Origin of the sequence: Paraburkholderia polaris, from assembly GCF_012927345.1 — a bacterium.
GTDB lineage: Bacteria > Pseudomonadota > Gammaproteobacteria > Burkholderiales > Burkholderiaceae > Paraburkholderia > Paraburkholderia polaris.
Window position 1 is genome coordinate 59952 of record NZ_JABBGJ010000017.1, and the last position, 18305, is coordinate 78256.

The 18305-nt window shown below is 63.0% G+C and carries 18 protein-coding genes; 9 read left to right on the forward strand and 9 right to left on the reverse strand.

Features of this window, described 5'->3' with window-relative positions; genetic code table 11:
- Nucleotides 1-264 precede the first annotated feature (264 nt).
- Nucleotides 265-2064, forward strand: coding sequence for a tetratricopeptide repeat-containing glycosyltransferase family protein (locus HHL24_RS17275; protein WP_169486651.1), 1800 nt, complete (start codon nt 265-267; stop codon nt 2062-2064).
- A 112-nt stretch (nt 2065-2176) separates the two neighbouring features.
- On the opposite strand, the gene HHL24_RS17280 is transcribed toward HHL24_RS17275, so the two are convergent.
- The gene (locus HHL24_RS17280; protein ID WP_169486652.1) at nt 2177-2683 is read right to left on the reverse strand and encodes an OmpA family protein; all 507 of its coding nucleotides are present in this window, start codon (nt 2681-2683) and stop codon (nt 2177-2179) included.
- A 243-nt stretch (nt 2684-2926) separates the two neighbouring features.
- Between HHL24_RS17280 and HHL24_RS17285 the strand changes: the two genes are divergently transcribed.
- The 6 genes from HHL24_RS17285 (at nt 2927) to HHL24_RS17310 (ending at nt 8709) form a co-directional block, all read left to right on the forward strand.
- Nucleotides 2927-3679 carry a chorismate--pyruvate lyase family protein gene (locus HHL24_RS17285; protein WP_169486653.1) on the forward strand — a complete coding sequence of 251 codons (753 nt, stop codon included), beginning with the start codon at nt 2927-2929 and terminating at the stop codon, nt 3677-3679.
- Complete coding sequence (locus tag HHL24_RS17290) at nt 3679-4152, forward strand: DNA-deoxyinosine glycosylase (RefSeq protein ID WP_169486654.1); 474 nt, start codon at nt 3679-3681, stop codon at nt 4150-4152. Before HHL24_RS17285 ends, HHL24_RS17290 begins: the two co-directional genes overlap by 1 nt.
- Nucleotides 4149-5063, forward strand: coding sequence for a class I SAM-dependent methyltransferase (locus HHL24_RS17295; RefSeq protein WP_169486655.1), 915 nt, complete (start codon nt 4149-4151; stop codon nt 5061-5063). The genes HHL24_RS17290 and HHL24_RS17295 overlap by 4 nt, the downstream gene beginning before the upstream one ends.
- Before the next feature lie 597 nt (nt 5064-5660).
- Complete coding sequence (locus tag HHL24_RS17300) at nt 5661-5909, forward strand: DUF3311 domain-containing protein (RefSeq protein ID WP_169486656.1); 249 nt, start codon at nt 5661-5663, stop codon at nt 5907-5909.
- A complete protein-coding gene (gene mctP, locus HHL24_RS17305) occupies nt 5909-7459 on the forward strand; it encodes a monocarboxylate uptake permease MctP (RefSeq protein ID WP_169486657.1) in 1551 nt (516 codons plus the stop codon). Before HHL24_RS17300 ends, mctP begins: the two co-directional genes overlap by 1 nt.
- A gap of 125 nt (nt 7460-7584) precedes the next feature.
- Nucleotides 7585-8709: an FUSC family protein gene (locus tag HHL24_RS17310; protein ID WP_206002899.1), complete on the forward strand. Its 1125-nt coding sequence runs from the start codon at nt 7585-7587 to the stop codon at nt 8707-8709.
- A 169-nt stretch (nt 8710-8878) separates the two neighbouring features.
- Here the strand turns inward: HHL24_RS17310 and HHL24_RS17315 are convergent, their stop codons facing one another.
- The 5 genes from HHL24_RS17315 to HHL24_RS17335 all read right to left on the reverse strand — a co-directional run bounded on the left by HHL24_RS17315 (nt 8879) and on the right by HHL24_RS17335 (nt 14606).
- A complete protein-coding gene (locus HHL24_RS17315) occupies nt 8879-9298 on the reverse strand; it encodes a VOC family protein (RefSeq protein ID WP_169486659.1) in 420 nt (139 codons plus the stop codon).
- Nucleotides 9299-9841: 543 nt separating this feature from the next.
- Nucleotides 9842-10795 (reverse strand): transaldolase, encoded by a 954-nt coding sequence (gene tal, locus HHL24_RS17320; RefSeq protein ID WP_169486660.1) that lies wholly within the window; start codon nt 10793-10795, stop codon nt 9842-9844.
- Nucleotides 10796-11158: 363 nt separating this feature from the next.
- Nucleotides 11159-12379, reverse strand: coding sequence for a benzoate/H(+) symporter BenE family transporter (locus tag HHL24_RS17325; protein WP_169486661.1), 1221 nt, complete (start codon nt 12377-12379; stop codon nt 11159-11161).
- A 40-nt stretch (nt 12380-12419) separates the two neighbouring features.
- The gene (locus tag HHL24_RS17330; RefSeq protein ID WP_169486662.1) at nt 12420-13595 is read right to left on the reverse strand and encodes a vWA domain-containing protein; all 1176 of its coding nucleotides are present in this window, start codon (nt 13593-13595) and stop codon (nt 12420-12422) included.
- A gap of 168 nt (nt 13596-13763) precedes the next feature.
- Nucleotides 13764-14606 (reverse strand): AAA family ATPase, encoded by an 843-nt coding sequence (locus HHL24_RS17335; RefSeq protein ID WP_012432267.1) that lies wholly within the window; start codon nt 14604-14606, stop codon nt 13764-13766.
- A gap of 427 nt (nt 14607-15033) precedes the next feature.
- On the opposite strand from HHL24_RS17335, the gene HHL24_RS17340 reads away from it, so the two are divergent.
- Together HHL24_RS17340 and HHL24_RS17345 are read left to right on the forward strand one after the other, a co-directional pair.
- Complete coding sequence (locus tag HHL24_RS17340; protein WP_169486663.1) at nt 15034-15402, forward strand: c-type cytochrome; 369 nt, start codon at nt 15034-15036, stop codon at nt 15400-15402.
- A 59-nt stretch (nt 15403-15461) separates the two neighbouring features.
- Nucleotides 15462-15845: a c-type cytochrome gene (locus HHL24_RS17345; RefSeq protein ID WP_169486664.1), complete on the forward strand. Its 384-nt coding sequence runs from the start codon at nt 15462-15464 to the stop codon at nt 15843-15845.
- A gap of 155 nt (nt 15846-16000) precedes the next feature.
- On the opposite strand, the gene HHL24_RS17350 is transcribed toward HHL24_RS17345, so the two are convergent.
- The 3 genes from HHL24_RS17350 to rsxB all read right to left on the reverse strand — a co-directional run bounded on the left by HHL24_RS17350 (nt 16001) and on the right by rsxB (nt 18137).
- The gene (locus HHL24_RS17350; RefSeq protein ID WP_054035021.1) at nt 16001-16435 is read right to left on the reverse strand and encodes a DUF1841 family protein; all 435 of its coding nucleotides are present in this window, start codon (nt 16433-16435) and stop codon (nt 16001-16003) included.
- 200 nt (nt 16436-16635) lie between these two features.
- Nucleotides 16636-17280, reverse strand: a complete 645-nt coding sequence (gene nth, locus HHL24_RS17355; RefSeq protein WP_074285000.1) for an endonuclease III — start codon at nt 17278-17280, stop codon at nt 16636-16638.
- Between the two features lie 20 nt (nt 17281-17300).
- Nucleotides 17301-18137, reverse strand: a complete 837-nt coding sequence (rsxB, locus tag HHL24_RS17360) for an electron transport complex subunit RsxB (RefSeq protein ID WP_169486665.1) — start codon at nt 18135-18137, stop codon at nt 17301-17303.
- Nucleotides 18138-18305: the final 168 nt, after the last annotated feature.

An 18305-nucleotide genomic window follows, 5' to 3' on the forward strand; every position in this document is an offset into this window, starting at 1 on the left:
TGTTTTTTGTCGATTCAGACGAAGCTTCTTGCTGAAAAAATCGCCTGAAAAATAATTATGGTTAACTAATCAAAACTCTTCAACGATCATAAATTGAGATTGGTTTATGAGATGTAAAAGCGCCAATTTGTCTTATGCTCGCGCGTTCGAAACTCAGAGGCTTAGAGGATTATTTGCAATCTTTAGGCTGCTTATGCACTGAGTCTTATTTCTGCGATGACGCATCCACGCAACCCCGCGTTGCGACCCACTCCTCGTATTTCCATGTCCGACTCTGCCTTGGCGAAAGCCGCCGATCCTGTTCATCTGTTGTTGTCCATTTTGCGCGAGCAAGGCTTCGATGCCGCCGCGCGATGCGCCGTCGAGTTCGCTGCGCAAGGCGTGACGCCGCAGTTGCACGCGGACTTGTGCGCGAGCGCGGGCCGCTTCGAAGAGGCCTATCACAGCGCATCGCAAGCGCAGGCCGTGACGAGTGGTGCGCGTCATGCACGGCTGGCGCTCTTCGCCGATGCACTCGGCCATGCCGAGGCTGCGCAGCGCAACAGCGAACTAGCGGTGGCTGCTCATCCGCATGCTGCGACGATCGACTGGATTGTCTGGTTGATCGATCACTGCGGCGCGCATTCGGCGGCGGCGCACATGCTGCGCGCGTATGAGCGGCACGTGCCGCAGGACGCGCGTGCGTCGTGGTGGCTGGCGATTTCGCTGGCAGCGCAAACGGATGCGAGCGCGCGAGCCGAGCGTCGCCAGGCGTTGCTGCGGGCCTATGCGCTGGATCCGTCGATCCACCCCGCGTTGCCGTTGCAACTCGTGTTGGCGTTCCGGGAGATACGCGATTGGCAGACGGTTGAACGTGTTTGTCGCGAGATGCTCGCGCGCAATCCGACCGATGCCGAGATGGCCTGGCAATTGAGCCACGCGCAATGGCAGTGCAACGACGCAGCCGCGGCAGAGGCGACCATGCGCGCCGTCGATGCCGCCGCGCCCGGCAACGCCGACGTATTGGCTGCAACCGGCATGTATCTCGCCGAGCAGGCGCGCTACGACGAGAGCGAAGCGGCACTGCATGCGGCGCTCGTGCTCGATTCTTCGACGGTGCAGGCGGCGGTCGATCTGGCCGACCTGGAGCTGCGGCGCGGTGCCTGGGCGAGCGCATGGCCGCGCTTCGAGGCGCGCCTGACGCGCGACGACCGCGAGGCGAACAACGTGGTGGCCGTCATGGGACGCATGGCGCCGCGCTGGCGGGCTGAGCCGCTCGCCGGCAAGACGCTGCTCGTGCACAGCGAGCAGGGCAATGGCGACGACATCCAGATGGTCCGATTCGTCCCGGAGCTTGCGGCGCGGGTGCGCGACGAGGGCGGCCGACTGGTGCTTGCGGTGCGCCGGGCATTGCAGCCGCTGTTGGCTCGCTATTACGCCGATTGCGTGTCTATCGAAGACGGGCCACTTGGCAAGCCACACTACGTATTGCCGATTATGAGCATACCGTCCGTGCTCGGCTTGCGGCCTGAGCGGGTTGGCGGTGCGGCCTATCTGCACGCCGATGCGAACAACGTAGCGAGATGGCGCGAGCGGATAACGGCGTGTGCTGCGGATGCAAAGCTGCATATCGGTCTCGTGTGGTCGGGCAGTCCGACACACCGGCGCGACGCGAAGCGATCCATCCCGCTGGCGGCGCTGGCGCCGATACTGGCGCAGCCCGATGTCGTGTTCCATCCGCTGACGCCAGGACGCAGCGCCGATGTGATGGCTGTGACTGCGCAGGGCCATCGCTTTTGCGATCTGACCGGGCACTACGAAGCCGGTTTCGATGACGTCGCGGCACACCTCACCGCGCTCGATGCGCTCGTGACGATCGACAGTGCGCCGCTGCATCTCGGTGGCGCGCTGGGGCGTCCTGTGTTGGCGATGCTCGATCACGTGTCGCACTGGTGTTGGGGCAATCAGGAGGTGCAGCCTTGGTATGACTCTGTCGAGCTGTTCAGGCAGCCGCAGCCGGGAGAGTGGGGGGCGGTGGTCGAGCGGGTGGCGGCCCGTTTGCAGGCGATGTTAAGCGCGCGATAGTTGTTCGCGCGAATCGCGCTGAAACTGGAAGGTCACATCTATAAGAACGCACACGTAAAAACGCCCGCATGATACGGGCGTTTTTACGAGACCAGCATCAGGTGGCGAATGCCTACTTCCGCCCCATCAGCGTATCCATCGTCTCGCCGCGCACCAAAATCTCCGTGCGCCGGTTCAACGCGCGCCCGTCGGCCGTATCGTTGCTCGCCACGGGGTTGTTATACGCGTAGCCCTTAGTGCGAATGCGCTCCGTCGTCACGCCGCGTGCCACCAGCGCATACCCTACCGCAATAGCGCGCTCTTCCGAGAGTTGCTGGTTATATTCGAGCGTGCCGACGTTATCGGTGTATCCCTCCACCACGATCGGCTTCTTGCTGCGTTTGAGCAACACAGCGGAGCGGTTGATCACCATGGCCGCGTCGCCGCGTACTTCGGATTTACCGAATTCGAACAGCGCGGCCTCCGGCAGCTTCACCGATACACCACCGGCGACCGGCGCCACCTCGATGCCGACCGCCTTATTCAGCGACGTTTCCGTATCGCGGTTGAGCGGTGTTGCGCAACCCGCCATCAGCAGGACCGACATTGCGCATGCTGTTGTGCCGAGGAACGTTCTCATGTCTCTTCTTCTCCTTCTCTATCCGATCAAATGGCGCGCCCTTCGATCGCAGGCGAGCCGCCGACTTTGTAAAGCACGAAGGTTGTAACGCGCGTCGCTGGCGAGGGAGAATCGGAACTATCTGAAATCGACAATCTTATTGAGGCGGGTCAGCATCCGAAGGGCTGTCAATGGAACTTCCTGACGGGAGAGTAGTGCGAGGTCGGCAATGCTCTGACGGCCGCGCCGTTATAATCCGACACCATGCCTATCCGTTTCGATGCCGCCGACGCCCACTGGCGTGTCGGTCCCTTACCCGGTTTTAGCGCCGCCCAGAAAGACTGGCTGACGCGCGGTGGTTCATTGACCGCGCATCTGCGCACGCTTGGCGCGGTCGCGGTGCGCGTCACGCGCGAAGCCATCGCGCTGCCGTGGACCGACGAGCACGCCGCGCTCGGCCTCGCGCCGCGCGCGCCGGTGTGGGTTCGGGAAGTGGTGTTGTCGGTCGACGGTGTGCCGTTTGTCGCGGCGCATAGTGTCGCGCCGCTGGCCGCAAGCGTCGGCGTATGGCAGGCCACGCGCCGGCTGCGCACCCGGCCACTCGCCGAGTTGCTCTACAGCGATAGCAGCGTCGCGCGTTCGTCGCTGGTGAGCCGCAGGTTGACCGCGCGCCATCCGCTGTATCGACTGGCCGTGCAGGAGATCGGCACAACGTCGCCGCATGCGCTGGTCGCGCGCCGCTCGGTGTTCGAGCGCCACGGTGCGCCGTTGATGGTGACTGAATGCATGTTGCCCGCGCTGTGGGCGCATCTGGCGTCTACGGCGAGCAGATCGTCTGCGCACACGGTGTCGGCGCAGGCGCCGCAGCGCACCCATGTGCGGGAACATGGCCGGCCGCTCGAGCATACGGTGTCGCGCGCTCATGGCGCACCGCGTGCGGAGCCCGAAAATCATGCCGAACAGGGCGCGCGTGAAGCCGGGCACGCTCCGGCATCAGACAGCAAGGTGAAGCGCTGATGCTGCGCGGCTTTCCCCCCGTCGTCGCGGCGGATACGCATACGCTGATACTCGGTACTTTTCCCGGCGAGGCATCGCTCGTGGCGACGCAGTATTACGCGCATCCGCGCAACCAGTTCTGGCGTCTGCTCGGCACGGTACTCGACGAACCGCTTCCCGAGCTCGCCTATGAAGAGCGTTTGCGCCGCGTGCTATCGCACGGCATCGGCGTGTGGGACGTGCTCGCCGCCTGCGAGCGCGAAGGCAGTCTCGACGCGGCAATCCGCAACGCCAGCCCCAACGATTTCGCTTCGCTGCGTGCCCACGCGCCGAAGCTTGCCAAAGTCTGCTTCAACGGCAAGACGGCGGGCCGCTTTGCGCCGGTGATCGGTGAAGCCGGTTACGCCACCCTCGTATTGCCTTCGTCGAGTCCGGCGAATGCTATGCTCTCGTTCGACCAAAAATTGTGCCTCTGGCGCGACATCCTTACATGACGAAATTGATCAAGCGTGCTTCGGCTGAAGCGCGTGCCTTCCGCAATCAAGACGCTGACGCCGCCGGCAGCAAACAGAAAGTAGTGCGCAACAAAAAGCGCACGCTGCACGACGACGACCTGCACGACGCGCCGCAAATCGAAGCGCCGCGCAAGCCGCGTTTCGCGCCGGTCACATTCTCGGAAGAGGGCGGCGTGCGCTTCCTGCATTTCGGCACGGAATGGGTGCAAGGCGCGATGCGTCTGCGCAAACCGGATCACATCGAACTCGAATACGCGCAGCAGATGATGGCCTGGCTGCTGTTCATCGAAACGCCCAAGCGGATCGTGCAACTCGGTCTGGGCGCTGCGGCGCTGACCAAGTTTGCGCACCGCTTCCTGAAGCACGCGAAGGTCGAGGCGGTCGAAGTGAACCCGGCGGTGGTCGTGGCCGCGCGCACGATGTTCGAACTGCCGCACGACGACGCACGTCTGACCGTGCACGAAATGGACGCATGGGACTTCGTCAACGACCGCGCTAACCACGGCACGATCGGCGCGCTGCAAATCGATGTGTATGACGCAACCGCGCGTGGCCCGGTGCTCGACAGCGTTGGCTTCTACCGCGCAGTGCGCGCATGTCTGACCGAAGCGGGCGTGGTGACGATCAACCTGTTCGGCGACCATCCGAGCTTCGTGCGGAACATGAAGCGTTTGAACGAAGCGTTCGACGGCCGCGTCGTTGCGTTGCCGGAAGTTCATGACGGCAACCGGATCGCGATCGCCTTCTCGGGCCCGGCGCTCGACGTGCCGTTCACGGCGTTGCAAGCGCGCGCAAAGTTGATCGAAACGGAACTGGGCTTGCCGGCACGCAAGTGGATCAAGGGTCTGCAAGAATCGACCGGGCAGAAGGAAGGCTCGTTCTCGATCTGATGAGTGAAGCAGTCGGGCCGGGCAAGCCGGCCCGCTTGCACAGATCGAAAAGCCTGCTGCCGCCGTGCTGTAAGTGTCCGCGCCGGGCGAAGCGCTGCCGGATGGCCTCAGCGGCAAGACCGGCGCTCCAACAGAATCAACCGTGTCGATCCAACTGGCGCCGGAGCCGTCTAGCGCTGTGCACAGCCGCTTCTCCCTTTAGGCCGTACCCGCCGCAGTACAAAAGTCTAATCTTGCCGTTGCGCCCACGCGACGGTCCTCAGCGTCACAACCCATCGCGCATCGCCCATCGCGCAGCCTATCGACGTCGCGCGTGAGGGCTCATCTGCGAGCGAGGCATAGGGCGCCCGGCCTGAGGCTTGTGTCCTGCCGCCGCACCAGTATCGCGTCCCGCGGCGAAGCCTTGTCCCGCCCCCTCGAAGCACCAGCCCACCTGCCTCAGAAGCACATCCCGCCTCGGGTCGTCCCTGCTTGACCGGACGTTCGCCGCTCCTATACTCTTTCGAAGCTTTCGGGGCGCCCGTGGCCATCCGCTGTGGGATCCACCACCCGTCAAAACACGGGCCAACATTTCAATAATAGGGAAGAGGAGACGTCATGGCTCACGACGCCGACGCGAACAAGGCCAGCAAGCACTGGCTCTGGTTGCTGCTGTTGCCCTGGATCGCAATGATCTGGGTGCCGTCATATAACAAGGTCGAACCGCAGTTGTTCGATTTTCCGTTCTTCTACTGGTACCAGCTCCTGTGGGTGCTGATCAGCGCGGTTATCACGGCGCTCGTGTACTTCAAGACCAAGACCCGCTCAGTGGGCAAACCGGGCAGCTCGCAAGGGGGCGCAAAATAATGAACGCCACCGCAACCTTCGTCTTCGTCCTGTTTTTCATCGGCGTTACCATTCTTGGCTTTGTCGCGGCCCACTGGCGCAAGGGCGACCTGGCCCATCTGGAAGAGTGGGGCCTCGGCGGCCGGCGCTTCGGCACCATCGTCACGTGGTTCCTGCTGGGCGGCGACCTGTACACCGCCTACACCTTCATCGCCGTGCCGGCGCTGGTGTTCGGTGCGGGCGCAACGGGCTTCTTTGCGCTGCCGTACACGATCCTGATCTATCCGTTCGCGTTCGTCGTGTTCCCGAAACTGTGGAGCATTGCCAAACGTCAGGGCTACGTGACATCGGCCGACTTCGTCTCGGCTCGCTACGGCAGCCGCATGCTTGCGCTGGCGATTGCCGTGACCGGTATTGTCGCGACGATGCCGTACATCGCGCTGCAACTGGTCGGTATCGAAGTGGTGATCGGCGCGTTGGGTTTCGACACCAAGGGCTTCGTCGGCGATCTGCCGCTGATCATCGCCTTCGCGATTCTGGCGGCGTACACGTACACGTCGGGCCTGCGCGCGCCGGCCATGATCGCGGTCGTCAAGGACGTGCTGATCTATATCGTGATCTTTGCCGCGATCATCGTGATTCCGCCGCAACTGGGCGGCTTCGGTCACATCTTCAGCGTAGTGCCGCCGGCCAAGCTGCTGCTGAAGGCGCCGGACGTGTCGAGCCTGAACGGCTACAGCGCGTACGCGACGCTTGCGGTCGGCTCGGCGCTCGCGTTGTTCCTGTACCCGCACTCGATCACCGCGGTGCTGTCGTCGAAGTCGGGTAACACGATCCGCCGCAATATGGCGATGCTGCCGGCTTACTCGCTGGTGCTCGGTCTACTCGCGCTGCTGGGCTTCATGGCTTTGGCCTCGGGCGTGAAGGACATGCCGGAATTCGCGCCGTACTTCAAGGCGTTCGGCCCGAACTTCGCGGTGCCGGCGCTGTTCCTGCACTTCTTCCCGTCGTGGTTTGTCGGTGTGGCGTTCGCGGCGATCGGCATCGGCGCGCTGGTGCCGGCGGCGATCATGTCGATCGCGGCCGCGAACCTGTACACGCGCAACATCCACAAGGAGTTCGTCAACCGCAACATGACGAACGAGCAGGAGACCAATGTCGCGAAGCTGGTCTCGCTGATCGTCAAGGTCGGCGCGGTCGCGTTCATTCTTGGCCTGCCGTTGACGTACGCGATCCAGCTGCAGTTGCTGGGCGGTATCTGGATCATCCAGACGCTGCCGGCCATCGTGCTGGGTCTCTACACGCGTGTGCTCGACTACCGCGGCCTCCTGATCGGCTGGGCGGTCGGCATCGCAACGGGCACGTGGATGGCGATTTCGCTGAAGCTGGCGGGCTCGATCTTCACGATCCACCTGTTCGGCATGGCGATCCCCGGCTATGCAGCGGTGTGGTCGCTGATCGTCAACCTGGTGGTCTCGGTGGTGGTGAGCCTGCTGGTGCGGATGTTCGGCATGCAGCGTGCCGAGGACCGTACTCGTCCGGAAGATTATCTGGACGTGGTCGAAGGCTAAGTCAGCCGTTCCGTCCCGCCTGAAAAAGCAACGCCCGCAGATTAAAGTTTGCGGGCGTTTGTCTTTCCGGGGCACTCCAGGGCAGGATAGCGGAACCGTCCTTCAAAGCGTCCGTCGCGCGAGCTATGGCTTCTGCCGATTCCCGCCGTGTAATTGTCCGCCGCTCGGCCATTAGCCGTATGGTCCGAACGATCACGTCGCCGTACTACCGCTATCGCCACGCGAAGGTGCTGCATAGCCTGCGCGTCGGCGTCGCGATGCTGGTGTCGATTCTCGCCACCACCGGGATCGACATTCCCCACGGCATCTGGTCGTCGGTGACCCTGCTGGTGGTGATCGGCGGCTTGCAGCATCACGGCAATATCCGCAAGAAGGCCGCCGACCGGGCGGCGGGAACCCTGCTCGGCGCGGCGATCGGGCTTCTGCTCATCCTGACGCAGAATCTGACCGGCTCGCTACCGCTCACCTATGTACTGATGGCGATCGTCGCGGGGGTCTGCGCGTGGTTCGCTATCGGTTCGTCGGGGTATATCGGCCTGCTGACGGCGATCACGATGTGCATCGTCGCGGGACATGGCGACAATCTGATCGACGTCGGCCTATGGCGCACGCTGAACGTGCTGATCGGCATTGTGATCGCGTTGGCGTTTTCGTTCGCGTTGCCGCTGCACGCGACTTATTCGTGGCGCTATGGGATTGCCGCCAATTTGCGCGACTGCGCGCGGATCTACAGCCGTTTGCTGGAAGGGGAGACGATCAGCGAGGACGAGCAGGTGCAACGCTTCCTCGCGATCAACAAGCGGCTGGTTCAGTTGCGCTCGCTGATGCCTTCGGTGGCGAAGGAGATCGATGTGCCGCAGGCTAAGCTCGACGAGATTCAGCGGCTGCATCGGTCTGTGCTCAGTTCGCTGGAATTGCTGGCGACCGGTCCGCTGATGCGCGCCGATGCTGCGGCGCGCGCTGCGTATGCGCGGGAGTGCGGCGTCGAGGTGCACGCTGTGCGCGCCATTCTGCTTGCGATGGCGCGCGGCTTGCGCTTTGGCCGCGCGACGCACTTCGGCATTCCGGCCGCGTCACCGCTCGCACCGGCGTGCGGCGATGCGGCATTTAACTTGCCGCCCGACTTGCAAGGGCCGTATTGGCTCGGGCAGCGGCTTGCTGAACAGGTGGACCGGCTGCGCGCTTTGCTGCTGGAGACTGAGCCGAACTGGAACATCGAGCGGCATTCGCGCACTTCGCTGAAGGCTTAGCTCTTCACTTTGGCCGGGTGAGGCGGCGTGGCGGCCTGACAGGCTGCGGCTACATACAGCATGGCTGCTGCATGGTTACGACGATCGCGTAGGCAGACCACCGCAGCGGCAACCGCCGAAGCCGCAACCGCCGAACCCGCAACCGCCGAAGCCGCCATGCGTAACGCGCTCAGGCGTCTGGTATCGTCACCATCCACGCGAGACCGAAGCGGTCCACCACCATCCCGAAGCCCTTGCTCCAGAAAGTGGCTTGCCACGGCATCGTCACGGACCCGCCGTCGGCCAGCGCGTTGAAATATTTCTCGCCCGACTCGACATCGTCTGCCGTCAGGGAGAGGCTGAAGCCGCTGAACGTCGCCTGGGGGTCGCAGTGGCCGTCGGAGGCCATCCAGTTGGTCGAGCCGAGCTTGATCGTGGCGTGCATGATCTTTTCTTCCAGGCCGGGCCGCGGCTGGTTCTGCGGGTCGGGGTTCGGCGGCGCGTCCTTATAGCGCATCAGTAGCAATACCTCGGCGCCAAGCTTCTCGGTGTAGTACTTGAGCGCTTCTTCACAACGCCCGTTGAAAAATACGTAAGGCTGAACGTACATGATCGTCTCCCGGAATATGGGTCAGCGGCGCCGCGTTCCTTCGGCAAATGGCAGCGAGGGAGAGCGGGCGTGCAGACGATTGTAGTCGTCCGTTGGGGCGGCGATTGTGACATTGTGTCGGCGGCAAGCGGCAAGCGGCAAGCGGCAAGCGGCAAGCGGCAAGCGGCAAGCGGCAAGCGGCAAGCGGCAAGCGGCAAGCGGCAAGCGGCAAGCGGCAAGCGGCAAGCGGCAAGCGGCAAGCGGCAAGCGGCAAGCGGCAAGCGACAAGCGACAAGCGACAAGCGACAAGCGACAAGCGACAAGCGACAAGCGACAAGCGACAAGCGACAAGCGACAAGCGACAAGCGACAAGCGACAAGCGACAAGCGGCGGGCAGCAAGCAGCAAGCGACAAGCGACAAGCGACAAGCGGCGGGCAGCAAGCAGCAAGGCGCTGCGGCGCGGGGCGCTTCCAACCCGACTCGGTAAACGGCATGCGGCCCTGAACCGGAAAGGCTCAGGGCCGCATGTTTGACCGCGTGCTTAAGCTATACGGCAGTGGGCTTTAACGCAACGCTTCGATCAGCTTTTCCAGCTTGACGGCGTCTGCCGCAAACGCGCGGATACCTTCAGCGAGCTTTTCGGTCGCCATGGCTTCGTCGTTGACGAGGAAACGGAACGACGATTCGTCGACCGGCACGCGTTCGATATCTGCGCCGTTGCCCATTTCAGGCGACAGCTTGCGCTCGACCTTCTCGGTGCTCTCCTGCAGCTTTTGCAGCAGATCCGGGCTAATGGTCAGCAGATCACAGCCGGCCAGTTCCAGAATCTGGCCCGGGGTGCGGAAGCTCGCGCCCATCACCTCGGTCTTGTAGCCGAACTTCTTGTAGTACGCATAAATGCGGCGCACCGATTTGACGCCAGGATCGTTGGCGCCGCCGTCTTTCGCTTCGTCCCACGCGCTGCCGGCGTTCTTCTTGTACCAGTCGTAGATGCGGCCGACGAACGGCGAGATCAGTTGCGCGCCCGCTTCGGCACAGGCGGCAGCCTGCGCAAGCGAGAACAGCAGCGTCATGTTGCAGTGGATGCCTTCCTTCTGCAGCACTTCGGCCGCGCGGACGCCTTCCCACGTGGAGGCCAGCTTGATCAGCACGCGTTCGCGGCCGATGCCGTGATCTTTGTACAGGGCGATCAGCTCACGGCCCTTGGCGATCGACGCTTCGGTGTCGAACGACAGGCGTGCATCCACTTCGGTCGACACACGACCCGGGATGATCTTGAGAATTTCGGTGCCGAAGGCGATCAGCAACTGGTCGATGATCGCGGCGACCGGCTTCGACGCGTGCGCTTTCACGGTCTTTTCGAGCAGCGGCTTGTAGTCGTCTTTCTGGACGGCCTTCAGAATCAGCGACGGATTGGTGGTCGCGTCCTGCGGCTTGTACTGGGCAAGCTGCTGGAAGTCGCCGGTATCGGCCACGACAGTGGTGTATTGCTTGAGTTGATCGAGTGCGGTTGTCATGTTCGAGCCTTCATGGCGCGTGCGCCGTGGTTCAGGAGAAATGAGGTCGCCACCGGACGGAAAAGACAAAACAGTTCCGGCGGCCGCGGGTCACGCTGCAGCGTTCGTCCGCCATGTTGCCGGGAAATTTTGACGGAAAGCGCTGCCGGATGCTTCTATTCTATGGCGGATCGCCTGATGCAGTATTGACACTTGCCCGCGGTGATCCGTTCACACGGATTTTGGGTGACGGCTTTCGGTGCCGGTTTCAGGCAACGGCCTCTGGCATCGACTTCTGGCACCGACGTCCATTGACTCCCGGCGTCGACTTCTGACACCGATTCGCCGTCGACAATGTGCCGCCCGCCAATTTCGGCCGACGATTCAGCCGCGCCGGGCGTTCAGCACCAGTTGCGTCAGCACGCCCGCCACCAGCCCCCAGAACGCCGAGCCGATCGACAGCAGCGTGAGGCCCGAGGCCGTCACCATGAACGTCACCAGCGCCGCCTCGCGCTGCTTCAGGTCCTGCATCGCGTTGGCGAGGCCGCTCATGATCGAGCCGAACAGCGCCAGCGCTGCGACGGAAACCACCAGCGCCTTCGGCAAGGCGGCGAACAGCGCGGCGATGGTTGCACCGAAAATCCCGGCGATCAGATAGAAAATACCGCACCAGACCGCTGCGGTGTAACGTTTGTCGCGATTTTCGTGCGCTTCGGGGCCGGTACAGATCGCCGCCGTAATAGCCGCAAGATTGATGCCGTGCGAGCCGAACGGCGCGAGCAGCAGCGAGGCGATGCCCGTTGTCGAAATCAGCGGCGCGGAAGGCGTGGTGTAGCCGTCCGCGCGCAGCACGGCGATCCCCGGCACGTTCTGCGACGCCATCGCAACGACAAACAGCGGAATGCCGATGCTAATGCTCGCCGCGACCGAAAACACCGGCATCGTGAACACCGGATGCGCGAGCGCGACGTGAAAGCGACTGAAGTCGAGCAGCCCGAGCGCACCGGCGGCGGCCGTGCCGACGATCAGCGTCGTCACAATCGCATAGCGCGGCGCGAGGCGTTTGACGATCAGATAGGTGAAGAACATCGTCAGCACGAGCGCGGTCTGGAACTGCGCCGCGCGGAAAATCTCGATGCCGATCTCGAACAGAATGCCCGCCAGCAATGCCGAGGCGATGCCTGCCGGGATTTTCTTCATCAGCGTATCGAACCAGCCGGTCAGGCCGACCACCGTCAGCAACACCGCGCAGACGATGAACGCGCCGATCGCCTCAGGGTAGGCCACATGCGGCAGCGACGACACCAGCAGCGCCGCGCCGGGCGTCGACCATGCAATCACGATCGGCGCGCGAAAGCGCAGCGAGAGGCCGATGGTGCAGACGGCCATGCCGATCGACAGCGCCCAGATCCACGACGAAATCTGCGCATCGGTGAGATGTGCGGCCTGGCCTGCCTGGAACATCAGCACAAGCGAGCTGGTATAGCCCGTCATCATCGCGACGAAGCCGGCGACGAGGGCGGACAACGACGTATCGGCAAACGGTCTGAGCCGCCCGGGGTGTGCGTTGACAGGGGACAAATCGGGCGATGAAGACGGATTCATGCTGAAGCTTTCTTATAGTTGGAGTGAAAACGTGACCGGATTATTTGCTCAACATGCGCATCGCCGTTTCGAGTCCGGCGAGGGTGAGCGGATACATGCGGTGACCGAGCACTTCCCGGATCGCGCTGACCGACTGCCGGTACGCCCACAAACCTTCCGGCTCCGGATTGAGCCACGCGTAATGCGGGAAATGATCGGCGAGGCGGCGCAGCCACACGGCGCCGGCTTCGGCGTTGTTGTATTCGACCGAGCCGCCCGGTTGCAGCACTTCGTACGGGCTCATGGTCGCGTCGCCGACGAAGATCAGTTTGTAGTCGGGTGTGAACTTGTGCAGCAGGTCCCACGTCGGCATGCGCTCGGCATGACGACGGCGATTGTTCTTCCACAGGAAGTCGTACACACAGTTGTGGAAGTAATAAAACTCGAGATGCTTGAATTCGGCCTTGGCGGCGGAAAAGAGCTCTTCGGTGCGCTTGATGTGATCGTCCATCGAGCCGCCCACGTCGAGCAGCATCAGCACTTTCACCTTGTTGTGCCGCTCTGGCACCATCTTCAGGTCGAGCCAGCCGGCGTTTGCCGCGGTGCTGCGGATCGTGTCGGGCAGATCGAGCTCTTCGGCCGCGCCTTCGCGGGCGAAACGGCGCAGGCGGCGCAGCGCAACCTTGATGTTGCGCGTGCCGATTTCGACCTGGTCGTCGTAGTCGCGATAGGCGCGCGCTTCCCACACCTTCACCGCCGTGCGATTGCCCGCCGCGTCGCCGCCGATGCGCACGCCCTCAGGGTTATAGCCACCGTTGCCGAACGGCGAGGTGCCGCCCGTGCCGATCCATTTGTTGCCGCCTTCGTGGCGCTCTTTCTGTTCGTCGAACAGTTCTTTCAGGCGCTCCATCAGCTTGTCGAGGCCGCCCATCGCTTCGATCTGCGCCTTTTCTTCGGGCGACAGATCGCGTTGCAGCTTCTTCTTCAGCCAGTCGAGCGGGACGTCGAAAGCGAGCTCCGAGGCTTGCGCGACGCCGTTGAAATACGCGCCGAACGCCTGGTCGAACTTGTCGAAATACTGCTCGTCCTTGACCAGCGTGATGCGCGCGAGATAGTAGAACTCGTCGAGCGACGGCGCGATCACATTGGCTTTCAGCGCCTCGAGCAGCGTCAGGTATTCCTTCACCGACACCGGCAGTTTGGCGGCGCGCAGCGAGTAGAAGAAGTCGATCAGCATGCTGTGTCCTCGGCGGCGTCTGGCGTGCGGGGGAGTGCGGTCCGCAGTGCGATCCTCAGTGAGGTGTGCGGTGCGGTCATCCGTAAGCGCGTCAGAGGGCGCACCGCTGCGCCGCTCGGCGTGCTCCTCGCTATGCTCATCGACGGCGCGTTCACGGTACGAATGGTCTTAACGGTTGTTGCGGTTCATGAAGATCAGCCGCTCGAACAGGCTCACGTCCTGCTCGTTCTTCAAGAGCGCGCCGTGCAGCGGCGGGATGATCTGCTTCTGGTCGGACGAGCGTAGCGCTTCGGGGGGAATGTCTTCGGCGAGCAGCAGCTTCAGCCAGTCGAGCAGTTCCGACGTGGACGGTTTCTTCTTCAGACCGGCGACGTTGCGCAACTCGAAGAAGCTCTGCATGGCCGCGGCGAGCAGTTCCTTCTTGATGCCGGGGTAGTGCACCTCGACGATCTGCTGCATCGTCACCGGGTCGGGGAACTTGATGTAGTGGAAAAAGCAGCGGCGCAGGAACGCGTCGGGCAGCTCCTTCTCGTTGTTCGACGTGATGATCACGAGCGGGCGCTGTTTCGCGCGAATCAGCTCGTGGGTCTCATACACGTAGAACTCCATGCGGTCGAGTTCGCGCAGCAGGTCGTTCGGGAATTCGATGTCGGCCTTGTCGATCTCGTCGATCAGGAGCACCGTCTGCTCGTCCGACTCGAACGCCTGCCACAACACGCCCTTGACGATGTAGTTGCGGATGTCCTTGACGCGCTCGTCGCCGAGTTGCGAGTCACGCAGGCGCGACACCGCGTCGTACTCGTACAGGCCTTGCTGGGCCTTGGTGGTGGACTTGATATGCCATTGCAGCAGCGGCATGCCGAGCGCGGCGGCGACCTCTTCGGCGAGCATGGTTTTGCCGGTGCCGGGTTCGCCCTTGATCAGCAACGGGCGCTTCAGCGTCATCGCGGCGTTGACCGCGAGCTTGAGGTCGTCGGTGGCGACGTACTGCGATGAGCCTTCAAAACGCATGGCGAGATGCTCTTTTTTGGGAAAAAACCCAGTATAAGTCAGAAGGCCTGTTGCGCTGAAACGGGCTCGCGTATGGTTTCACCCGCAGTGTCGGACGCCGAAGCGGGCGCCCATGCGGCGCTCGCGAGCGGCCCGTACTCGCCCGGCGTGCCCGGTGGGCGGGCGCGCCGGGCGTTGTGGGCAAGACCGGCCGGATCGCGGTGGTTGGCACAAAGCCATGCGGAACAGGCGCGGCGGAGCAAAAATGGCGCTAGCTGTGGTTTTGCGGCGGCCGGATGCGCCGCTGGCCCCGCGCGGTGGACGTTCGGCGCGGCGTCGCGGTACAATTAGCCCGATTTTTTTGGCCTGCGTGGCTACCCTATAAGAATAACGGCGCGGGCCGTTGCCTTTTCGGGCGCCCGTTTCCCCTCAAGCCAGGTTACATGCTATGAATAAATTCGTCGGCAAACACGTCGTGATCGCAGCGCTGTCGGTGCTCGCGGGCTATGCGGCCAGTGCGCAGGCAGCGGATGTCGTCGGCAACGCGAAGGCGGGCCAAGGCAAGGTCGCGATGTGTATTGGCTGCCACGGCATCCCTGAATACCGCACGGCTTACCCTGAGGTCTACCGCGTGCCCATGCTTGGCGGCCAGAATCAGGCGTACCTCGAAAACGCGTTGCACGCCTACAAGAAGGGCGACCGCCATTTCGAAACGATGCGCGCGATCACCACGTCGCTGTCGGATCAGGACATCGCCGACATCGCTGCCTACTACGCAGCGCAAAATTCCTCTTCGAAGAGCAATCCCGACAAGTGATCGGCTGCGGTCATCCAACCGGTCACTCAGCTATTTATATTCGCGGGATAGGAGAATTCATGAATAAGCCCCAACAGGCACTTCATACGGTGTTCAAGGCTGCATGCGCGTCGGTGGCAGTCATCGGTCTGGTTGCAGCGAATGTGGCGCACGCCGCTGACGCCGGCAACGGCAAGGTGCTGGCCAGCAACCACAACTGCGCGGCTTGCCATGGCGTCAACCTGAACAATCCTGTGAGCCCGGAATATCCGAAGCTCGCCGGTCAGCATGCCGACTACGTCTACTGGGCGCTGCGCCAGTACCAGATGGGCAACGGCAACCCGCACCTCGGTCGCAACAACGCGATCATGCAGGCGCAGGTGCAAAGCCTGTCGCCAAGCGACATGAAAGACATCGCGGCCTACATCGAATCGTTGGACGGCGCTCTGGTGCAGAAGAAGTAATCGCGTCCCGCCGTTTTTGCGCTGCTTTCAGATTGAACGACACCCCGCTTCGGCGGGGTGTTGTGCTTTTGAGGCTGGGGTTTGGTGCCGGGAGCGGGGTCGGGCAGCATGCTAACCGCTGAGCCCGCTGAGCCCGCTGAGCCCGCTGGGTCGCTTCAGTCCCGCGTGGCGCGTTGCTCGATACGCTGCAAGTAAGCGTCCGTGTCCGGCGGGGTGCCGGTGCGCTGGGCTTCCCAGATGGTTTCGCCGAGGCAGTCCATGATCGCGTGCTGCGCCTCGTGGGTCGAGCCGAGGCGGGCGGCGAGCCGTTCGTGCGCCGCGCGGATGCCCGGTGGCTGGTCGATCGACAACTGTTCGGTGATCGCCAGATGCATCGACAGATGCAGGAACGGGTTGGTCTGGCCGCGTTCGGGCGAGTAGTCCTGCGCCTGGGCGGCTTCCGTGCTGGTTAAGTCGGCGTGATATTCCGGATGCTCGACGATCCAGTCGGCAGCGATCGCTTCGAGCGGCGTCAGAATCTCGCCTTGACGCTGTTTGCGCCAGGTGTCGGTGAAAAATTGGCGGACTTCGTCGCGGCTGGGATTGAACATCGTGGGAGCGGTGTGTTGGGGTGAGGCGGATTGGAAGGGGGTGATTTTACGCCGAGGCAGGCCGGCTTGCTGGCGGCGCGTCAGCGGAACGGAGCGCGGCGCAGGCTGCGGGCGCTTCTTGGTGCGTGCAACGTATGCAACATACAAACACGCCACGGCGATGCGGCGTCCTCTCGTGCGCTCGCCGAATGGCACCGCCCTCAAAGATCCGGCGGCGGCGTCTTGGGCCGGAATTCGCACAGTGGCTCGATCACGCAATGCCAGCATTCCGGCCGGCGCGCTTTGCATACGTAGCGGCCGTGCAGAATCAGCCAGTGGTGAGCATCCTGCTTGAACTCGGCGGGCGTGAATTTCTCCAGCGCTGCTTCGACCGCGCGCACGTCTTTGCCTGGCGCGAGCCCGGTTCGATTCGCAACCCGAAAGATGTGCGTATCGACGGCGATGGTCGGATGACCGAACGCCGTATTCAGGATCACGTTCGCCGTTTTACGGCCGACCCCCGGCAAGCTTTCGAGCGCTTCACGATCCTCCGGCACTTCGCCGCCGTACTGGTCGAGCAGAATGCGGCAGGTTGCGATCACATTCTTCGCCTTGGTCCGATACAGGCCAATCGTCTTGATGTAGCCGGCAACCCCTTCTTCACCGAGATCGAACACTTTCTGCGGCGTGTTCGCGACCGGGAACATCTTGCGCATCGCCTTGTTCACCGAGACGTCGGTGGCCTGCGCCGACAGCAGCACGGCAATCAGCAGTTCGAACGGTGTGGTGTACTCGAGTTCGGTCGTGGGATGCGGGTTGAGACTCTGAAGCGTCTCGTAGATGGCGCGGCGTTTGTTCGCGTTCATGCGCAGCGTAGAGTCAAGGGTTAGCGCTTCGTTGGCGGAATATCACTGTTACCCGCGGTGTTGTCCGCGGCGAGTCCGAGACGGCGGCGGCGTGCTTCGGCGGCATCGATCTGCGCCTGCACGTCGGCGCTGACGCGCTCCGTATTTTGCGGGCCCTGGCCCTTGGCGGCCAACTCTTCCTTCTTCTGACGCGCACGCTCGAGCGCGGCCTGGATGATCGCGCGTTTTTTCGCTTCAGCGGAGTCCGTTGCGGGCACAGTGGGTGTTGCCGAGGCACCGGTTTCCCTTGCTTGAGCGGGCGTGCTGCTGGCCGCTCGCCGCGCTGCAGCACGCGCTTCGGCCGCTTCGCGTTCGCGAGCGAGGCGGGCTTCACGCCGGTTGTGACGTTCGCGAGCGGCGTCGGCCTGGTCCTCGCTCCATGCGTCCCATCCGGTTGCCTCGCCCGTGACAGACGGCATTGCGATGCAATCGACCGGGCAGGGCGGCACGCATAGGTCGCAACCGGTACAGAGCTCGGCAATCACCGTATGCATCTGTTTCGGTGCGCCAACTATTGCATCGACCGGACAGGCCTGCATGCACAGCGTGCAGCCGATGCAAACTTGTTCGTCGATAACCGCCAACGGACGGGGCCGTTCGACACCGTTGGCGGAATTGAGCGGAATCACCGGTTTGCCGAGCAGTGCGGCGAGGCGGGCGATGCCTTCGGCGCCGCCCGGCGGACACTGGTTGTAGTTGGCTTCGCCATTGGCGACGGCTTCGGCATACGGACGGCACGCCGGATAGCCGCACTTGGTGCATTGCGTTTGGGGCAGCAGATCCTCGATGCGGTCTGCGAGTGTTTTGGAGTCGATCACGGTCACAACGTTGGTGCTTGCCTTGCGGCCGCGTAGCTTGAACTAAATAGCACATTATCGCCGATTTCCCCGATTGCCATCCGCAATCCATGTGCCATAATCGAAGCGCTTTTTCGAAAGACCGCATAAGGGTGTTCCCCCAACCAGCCCGTTCAGTGCTGTCGGTGC

Excerpts from the sequence above, each read along its gene's own strand:
- HHL24_RS17275 (WP_169486651.1), top strand. The coding sequence starts at position 265 with ATGTCCGACTCTGCCTTGGCGAAAGCCGCCGATCCTGTTCATCTGTTG.
- HHL24_RS17280 (WP_169486652.1), bottom strand. The coding sequence starts at position 2,683 with ATGAGAACGTTCCTCGGCACAACAGCATGCGCAATGTCGGTCCTGCTG.
- HHL24_RS17285 (WP_169486653.1), top strand. The coding sequence starts at position 2,927 with ATGCCTATCCGTTTCGATGCCGCCGACGCCCACTGGCGTGTCGGTCCC.
- HHL24_RS17290 (WP_169486654.1), top strand. The coding sequence starts at position 3,679 with ATGCTGCGCGGCTTTCCCCCCGTCGTCGCGGCGGATACGCATACGCTG.
- HHL24_RS17295 (WP_169486655.1), top strand. The coding sequence starts at position 4,149 with ATGACGAAATTGATCAAGCGTGCTTCGGCTGAAGCGCGTGCCTTCCGC.
- HHL24_RS17300 (WP_169486656.1), top strand. The coding sequence starts at position 5,661 with ATGGCTCACGACGCCGACGCGAACAAGGCCAGCAAGCACTGGCTCTGG.
- mctP (WP_169486657.1), top strand. The coding sequence starts at position 5,909 with ATGAACGCCACCGCAACCTTCGTCTTCGTCCTGTTTTTCATCGGCGTT.
- HHL24_RS17310 (WP_206002899.1), top strand. The coding sequence starts at position 7,585 with ATGGCTTCTGCCGATTCCCGCCGTGTAATTGTCCGCCGCTCGGCCATT.
- HHL24_RS17315 (WP_169486659.1), bottom strand. The coding sequence starts at position 9,298 with ATGTACGTTCAGCCTTACGTATTTTTCAACGGGCGTTGTGAAGAAGCG.
- tal (WP_169486660.1), bottom strand. The coding sequence starts at position 10,795 with ATGACAACCGCACTCGATCAACTCAAGCAATACACCACTGTCGTGGCC.
- HHL24_RS17325 (WP_169486661.1), bottom strand. The coding sequence starts at position 12,379 with ATGAATCCGTCTTCATCGCCCGATTTGTCCCCTGTCAACGCACACCCC.
- HHL24_RS17330 (WP_169486662.1), bottom strand. The coding sequence starts at position 13,595 with ATGCTGATCGACTTCTTCTACTCGCTGCGCGCCGCCAAACTGCCGGTG.
- HHL24_RS17335 (WP_012432267.1), bottom strand. The coding sequence starts at position 14,606 with ATGCGTTTTGAAGGCTCATCGCAGTACGTCGCCACCGACGACCTCAAG.
- HHL24_RS17340 (WP_169486663.1), top strand. The coding sequence starts at position 15,034 with ATGAATAAATTCGTCGGCAAACACGTCGTGATCGCAGCGCTGTCGGTG.
- HHL24_RS17345 (WP_169486664.1), top strand. The coding sequence starts at position 15,462 with ATGAATAAGCCCCAACAGGCACTTCATACGGTGTTCAAGGCTGCATGC.
- HHL24_RS17350 (WP_054035021.1), bottom strand. The coding sequence starts at position 16,435 with ATGTTCAATCCCAGCCGCGACGAAGTCCGCCAATTTTTCACCGACACC.
- nth (WP_074285000.1), bottom strand. The coding sequence starts at position 17,280 with ATGAACGCGAACAAACGCCGCGCCATCTACGAGACGCTTCAGAGTCTC.